Raw genomic sequence first — 4,881 nt, 5'->3', positions numbered from 1 at the left:
TCGCCTCGACTCCGCGGCCGCCGCAGTGCTGCGGGGCCGGGCGGGACTGGTGGTGGCGCACCGGCTGAGCCAGGCCGCGGCCGCGGACCGGATCCTGGTGATGGAGCACGGCCGGATCGTGGAATCCGGGACTCATGACGAGCTGCTGCACTCGGACGGCAGGTACGCCGAGCTCAGTCGGGCGTGGTTCGGGGGAGAGTGAGGGGAGGGGTGATCGCCGGTTCCCATGGGGGAGCCTCTTCCGGCCCGTGATCCAGGCGGGACGGCGGGTAGTCGTCGCGCACCAGCAGCATGTCGGAGCCGCCCGGTTGACCTCATCAGGACGGCGTTGACCGTGCAGCTTTCCGCATCGCCGATGATGCCGTGCGCGTGCAGCGCTGATACAGGGCGGTCTAGAGGTAGCTCATCGCGGTGTCCGAAATGTGGATGGACGCGAAAAGAGCTGCCGGGACGAGCGAGGGATAGTTCTGCAGGTACAACCCCACGCAGAGGAAGTAGACCGAGGGCAGAATCGCCATCATCACCAGAATGGTCGGCGTTATCGGCGTGAGAAAGTACAACACCCACAACACCAGGTAACCGAGCAGGGCCAGAGCACCGATGAGGCCGACGACCGCGGTGCCCGGTGTGGATCGTCGTCGCGTGTTGATGACCAGTATGAGCAGGGCGATCATCACCGACTGGCAGACGAGCCCGATCACATGGACCCACGGCGGAAAGGGCGTGTCCGCCGTCAGCGGGGAGGAGACCGGGGGGAGGAGCACCCAGAGAACGTTGGGGATCATCGGCAGCAGAACGGCGACACACCCCAGAGGCGAGAAGCCGAGCCTGAACGCCTGTGCAGGGGTGATCACCCTGTCTCGGTTGCTCTGCATCCACCGAGTCTGCCAATAGCGTCAACCCCCGGTCTCCACACGATGCGAGCAGTGCCGGGGTGTGCTCCTTTGACGCCGCCGGCGAAGCGCTGGGTCACTGGAGCCGCGCGGCCACCCTCTGCCCCCACTGCTCTGCGCGGGCGTCTTCGCCCTGGATCAGCTCGGTCTCGGACGTGACCAGGAAGCTCTCGGGCTCGGCGACGAGGCTGAACCCCAGGCTAGCCAGCTTCTTCGAGATCCCCTTGGATGCCCGCCCGGTGAGGATCGCGGGCTTGTCGACGCGGGTGTCGAACGCCGCCGCGGCGCCCTCGCTCCGGGGAAGTCCCCCGAGCCAGTCCCGGATCCCCGGGCCGGCCGCGTCGGGCTCGACCGTCAGCGTGCTGTCCGGTCGGTCGGCGGCCTCGACCGCGCCCTGCCGGGTCGACTCGCGGCTCATCCCGTGGACGTGGGTGGGGCCGCCCACGATCACCAGGTCGTAGGCCGAGGTGTCCTCGTCACCGGCGTGCGAGACGGGGACAGTCGTCACGTCACCCACCTGTCCGACTCCGCGTGCGATCGCATCGGCGATGTCGTGGGTGCAGCCGTACATCGATTCAAAGACGATCAGTGTGCGCATGGTCGTGTGCCTCCCTGCTCGAGCATCGGCGAGCGCTCGTCGCTTCTGACGTGACCCACCTGGACTTATCACTCGATCCTCATCATCCGCCTCGTGTGGGACTAGCACAATGGAATGCGGGTCGGGGGTGGTCTCGAGATGGCCCGGGAGGGACAGGCCCGGTGGGTGACGACGACGAGGTCGTCACCGACGTGGCACCGACCATCGGATCACCGTTCCCCCGGCGTGCGTCGACGTGGCGAACGTGCCACCGAGGTCGTCGGCGCGTCGCCTGAGGTTGGCCAGTCCGCTCCGGTCGGTCGGCTCCTCCAGACCGACCCCGTCGTCGGCCACCTCCACCACGATGTCGTCCCCGATCCCCACGGTGACCGTCATGGACTCGGCCCGTGCGTGGCGGACGACGTTGGTCACCGACTCACGTAGCACCGCGACGACGTGTTCGGCGGTGCGCGGGCCCACCACGGACAGGGGCCCGGAGATGCGGACGCGTGTGCACAGGGAGGAGTCCCCGAGTTGTTGGTCGATCACCTCGTGGATGCGCTGCCTCAGGCGGGTCGTCTGCGTGTCCTCGGTGTGGAGGTCGAAGATCGTCGTGCGGATCTCCTGCACGATGTCCTGGAGGGTGTCGATGGTCCTCGTCAGCCGTTCACGGACATCGGGGGACCGGGTGCGCTGGAGCGTCCCCTGCAAGCTCAGGCCCGCGGCGAAAATGTGCTGGATCACGTGATCGTGCAGGTCCCGCGCGATGCGCTCCCGTTCGGCGAGGACCTCCATCTGCCGGGCGCGGGTGGCGGAGGCTTCCAGGTGGAGGGCGAGCGCAGCCTGGTCCGCGAAGTGGGCGGTCATCTCGACGTCGTCCCGGGTGAAGGCGGGCCGTCCGTCCGCGCGCACTGCCACGAGAACGCCGGTGGTGGCGTCGAACGCGCGCATCGGCGCCGCCAGTACCGGGCCGAACCCGTCGCGAACGGTAGGCGTGACCGCGCGGTCGAGCCAGTGACCACGCGAGGGCTGCCGTGACACGAATGCCGCCCCGGTCGTCGACCCCGCCACAGGAAGCGACACCCCCTCGAATCGGTCCGCCCCGGTCCCGGAAGCGACCGAGACGACGAGATGCTCCACCATGTGCGGGGGGCGTTCGGGATCGTCCGGACGCGCGACAAAGACGAGGTCGGCGTTCGCGAGACCCAGAACCCTCCTGGTGATCAGAGCCAGCACCTCGCGGTCGCCGACACCGGCGAGGAGTTCGGTGCGGACATCACGGGCGGCCTCGATCCACCTGAGGCGCGTCTGGGCGTTCTCGTGGTTGCGAGCGTTGTCGATCGCGATTCCCGCCGCCGCCGCGAGCGAGCGGATGACCGTCTCGTCGTCCTCGGTGAAGTGCTCGCCCCGGTTCTTCCCGGCGAGGTAGAGATTCCCGTAGAGCGAGCCCCGCACCCGGATCGGCGCGCCGAGGAACGTGGTCATCGTCGGATGGTGGGAGGGGAAGCCGACCGCGGCGGGATGCCGGCGGAGGTCACGCAGTCGGACCACCTCCGGCTGGGCGATCAGCAGTCCCAACACTCCGTCACCGTTCGGACGTCGGCCGATCCTCTGCCTCGTCTCCGCGTCGATCCCCTCGAAGAGGAAGTCGGACAGGGTCTGGTCTTCGCCGAGCACCCCCAGCGCGCCGTAGCGCGCGTCGAGGAGATCCATCGCGGATCGCACGATGGAACGGAGGGTCGTCTCGAGCCCGAGATCCGAGGTGATCGCGAGCATGGCGTCGACGAGCGCGTCCCTGCTGTCCCGTGGTGCCCCGGCGACCGGTGGGCGATCGTTCGCGCTCCCCGACTCGGCGGTCATTCCCGAATACTAGGACGCAGAGCGCTCGACGTACGCACCTTTTCGACCCGGGGGACGGCCCTCGCACGACGGGCTTCGTTCCCCTCATGCCGGCTCTTCGGTCTCCGGGCGCTCGTACACTGGCCCCACACCATCACCCGCCTCTGGAGGCGCCCGCGATGACCACGGTTTTCCTCGTCGACGACCATGAGATCGTCCGCCGCGGTCTCATCGAGCTCCTGGACGCCGACCCCGCGCTGTCCGTCATCGGAGAGGCGGGCACATGTGCGCAGGCTCTGGCCCGGATACCCGCCCTGCGGCCGGATGTCGCCGTGCTCGACATCCAGCTGCCCGACGGGGACGGCATCGAGCTGTGTCGTGACCTCCTGGCACAGGTGGAGGGGCTGCGCTGCCTGATCCTGACCTCGTACACCCAGGACCAGTTGATGCTGGACGCGATCATGGCCGGGGCGAGCGGGTACGTGGTCAAGGACATCACCGGTATGGAACTGGCCAAGGCCGTCGCCGACGTGGGGCGGGGCGCATCGACGTTGGACAACCGGGCGGCCGGCGTGCTCATGGATCGCCTGCGTCGGCGTCGGGAGGACGATGCGGGGCCCCTCGCGAATCTGACCACGCAGGAACAGAGATTGCTCACCCACTTGGGTGAAGGGCTGACCAACAAGCAGATCGCGGCGCGGATGTGTCTCGCCGAGAAGACGGTGAAGAACTACGTCTCCAGGCTTCTGGCCAAGCTCGGGATGGAGCGTCGCACCCAGGCCGCTGTCTTCGCGGCCCGGATCATCGACGGGCGCGGCGGGTCGTAGGTCATCCGGGTCGTGCCGTTGGTCCCTGGCCGCGGCCACTCATCCGGTGGACAGTGAGGTGATGACCGGTTCGCCTCGCTCGTCGGCCACCACGGCCCCTGCACCCTCGTCGATCCTCCGTGCCGCCGGACTCGCCTCCCGCGCCCCGTCGCTGCACAACTCGCAGCCCTGGCTGTGGAGCCTGGACGGCCCGCTGCTCCATCTACGTGCCGACCGACGCCGCCATCTGCCCAGCTCGGACCCCGACCGGCGCGGGATTTACCTGAGCTGCGGCATGATGTTGCACCACATGCGGGTCGCGCTGGCGGCCGTCGGGTGGGCCACGACCGTGGAGCGCTTCCCCGACGACGGGGATGCGGACCTCCTGGCGGTTCTGCGCATGACACCGACCCCGCCGACGATCGAGAACCGGCACCTGGCCGCGTCGATGCTGCAGCGCCGCTCGGATCGCCGGCGGTTCAGTTCCTACCCCGTGCCCGAGCACGTCTTCGCCCCGTTGACAGTGCGGGCCGCGCGGGAGGGGGTCGTGCTCGAACGACTCGAGGTGTCGTCGGCGCTGGCCGGCGCCGTCCACGCCGCGGCGCGGATCCACGCGGGCGATGACGCCTACCGGTCGGAGATCGAGGGGTGGAGTGGGTCGTCCCGTGAGGTCGACGGTGTGCCCGCCAGGAACGTACCGCGGTCCTCCGCCTCCGACGGGGCGATCGCCTCGCGGCGATTCGCGGCGGCCTCGCTGGCCGACACC

Annotated in this window: 5 protein-coding genes and 1 pseudogene; 3 read left to right on the top strand and 3 right to left on the bottom strand. The window is 69.1% G+C overall.

The features are described from left to right. A pseudogene (locus G6019_RS10720) lies at positions 1 to 202 on the top strand (ABC transporter ATP-binding protein); the annotation flags it as partial. Positions 203 to 392: 190 nt separating this feature from the next. Here G6019_RS10720 and G6019_RS10715 read toward each other — a convergent pair. The 3 genes from G6019_RS10715 to G6019_RS10705 form a co-directional block, all read right to left on the bottom strand. Then, the gene (locus G6019_RS10715; protein ID WP_182613051.1) at positions 393 to 875 is read right to left on the bottom strand and encodes a hypothetical protein; all 483 of its coding nucleotides are present in this window, start codon (positions 873 to 875) and stop codon (positions 393 to 395) included. Positions 876 to 969: 94 nt separating this feature from the next. Next, complete coding sequence (locus G6019_RS10710; RefSeq protein WP_182613050.1) at positions 970 to 1,491, bottom strand: flavodoxin domain-containing protein; 522 nt, start codon at positions 1,489 to 1,491, stop codon at positions 970 to 972. A 183-nt stretch (positions 1,492 to 1,674) separates the two neighbouring features. Then, positions 1,675 to 3,330 carry a sensor histidine kinase gene (locus tag G6019_RS10705; protein ID WP_182613049.1) on the bottom strand — a complete coding sequence of 552 codons (1,656 nt, stop codon included), beginning with the start codon at positions 3,328 to 3,330 and terminating at the stop codon, positions 1,675 to 1,677. 158 nt (positions 3,331 to 3,488) lie between these two features. On the opposite strand from G6019_RS10705, the gene G6019_RS10700 reads away from it, so the two are divergent. Further along, positions 3,489 to 4,136 (top strand): response regulator, encoded by a 648-nt coding sequence (locus G6019_RS10700; RefSeq protein WP_182613048.1) that lies wholly within the window; start codon positions 3,489 to 3,491, stop codon positions 4,134 to 4,136. 61 nt (positions 4,137 to 4,197) lie between these two features. Then, a partial coding sequence (locus G6019_RS10695; RefSeq protein WP_375539758.1) for an NAD(P)H nitroreductase occupies positions 4,198 to 4,881 on the top strand: 684 nt, incomplete at its 3' end.

Source organism: Dietzia sp. DQ12-76 (genome assembly GCF_014145045.1).
Taxonomy (GTDB): Bacteria; Actinomycetota; Actinomycetes; order Mycobacteriales; family Mycobacteriaceae; genus Dietzia.
This window is presented reverse-complemented; position numbering and strand designations above follow the sequence as displayed.

What these genes read in the sequence shown, in the direction of transcription:
- G6019_RS10710 (WP_182613050.1), bottom strand. Translation starts at nt 1,491, where the DNA reads ATGCGCACACTGATCGTCTTTGAATCGATGTACGGCTGCACCCACGAC.
- G6019_RS10705 (WP_182613049.1), bottom strand. Translation starts at nt 3,330, where the DNA reads ATGACCGCCGAGTCGGGGAGCGCGAACGATCGCCCACCGGTCGCCGGG.
- G6019_RS10700 (WP_182613048.1), top strand. Translation starts at nt 3,489, where the DNA reads ATGACCACGGTTTTCCTCGTCGACGACCATGAGATCGTCCGCCGCGGT.
- G6019_RS10715 (WP_182613051.1), bottom strand. Translation starts at nt 875, where the DNA reads ATGCAGAGCAACCGAGACAGGGTGATCACCCCTGCACAGGCGTTCAGG.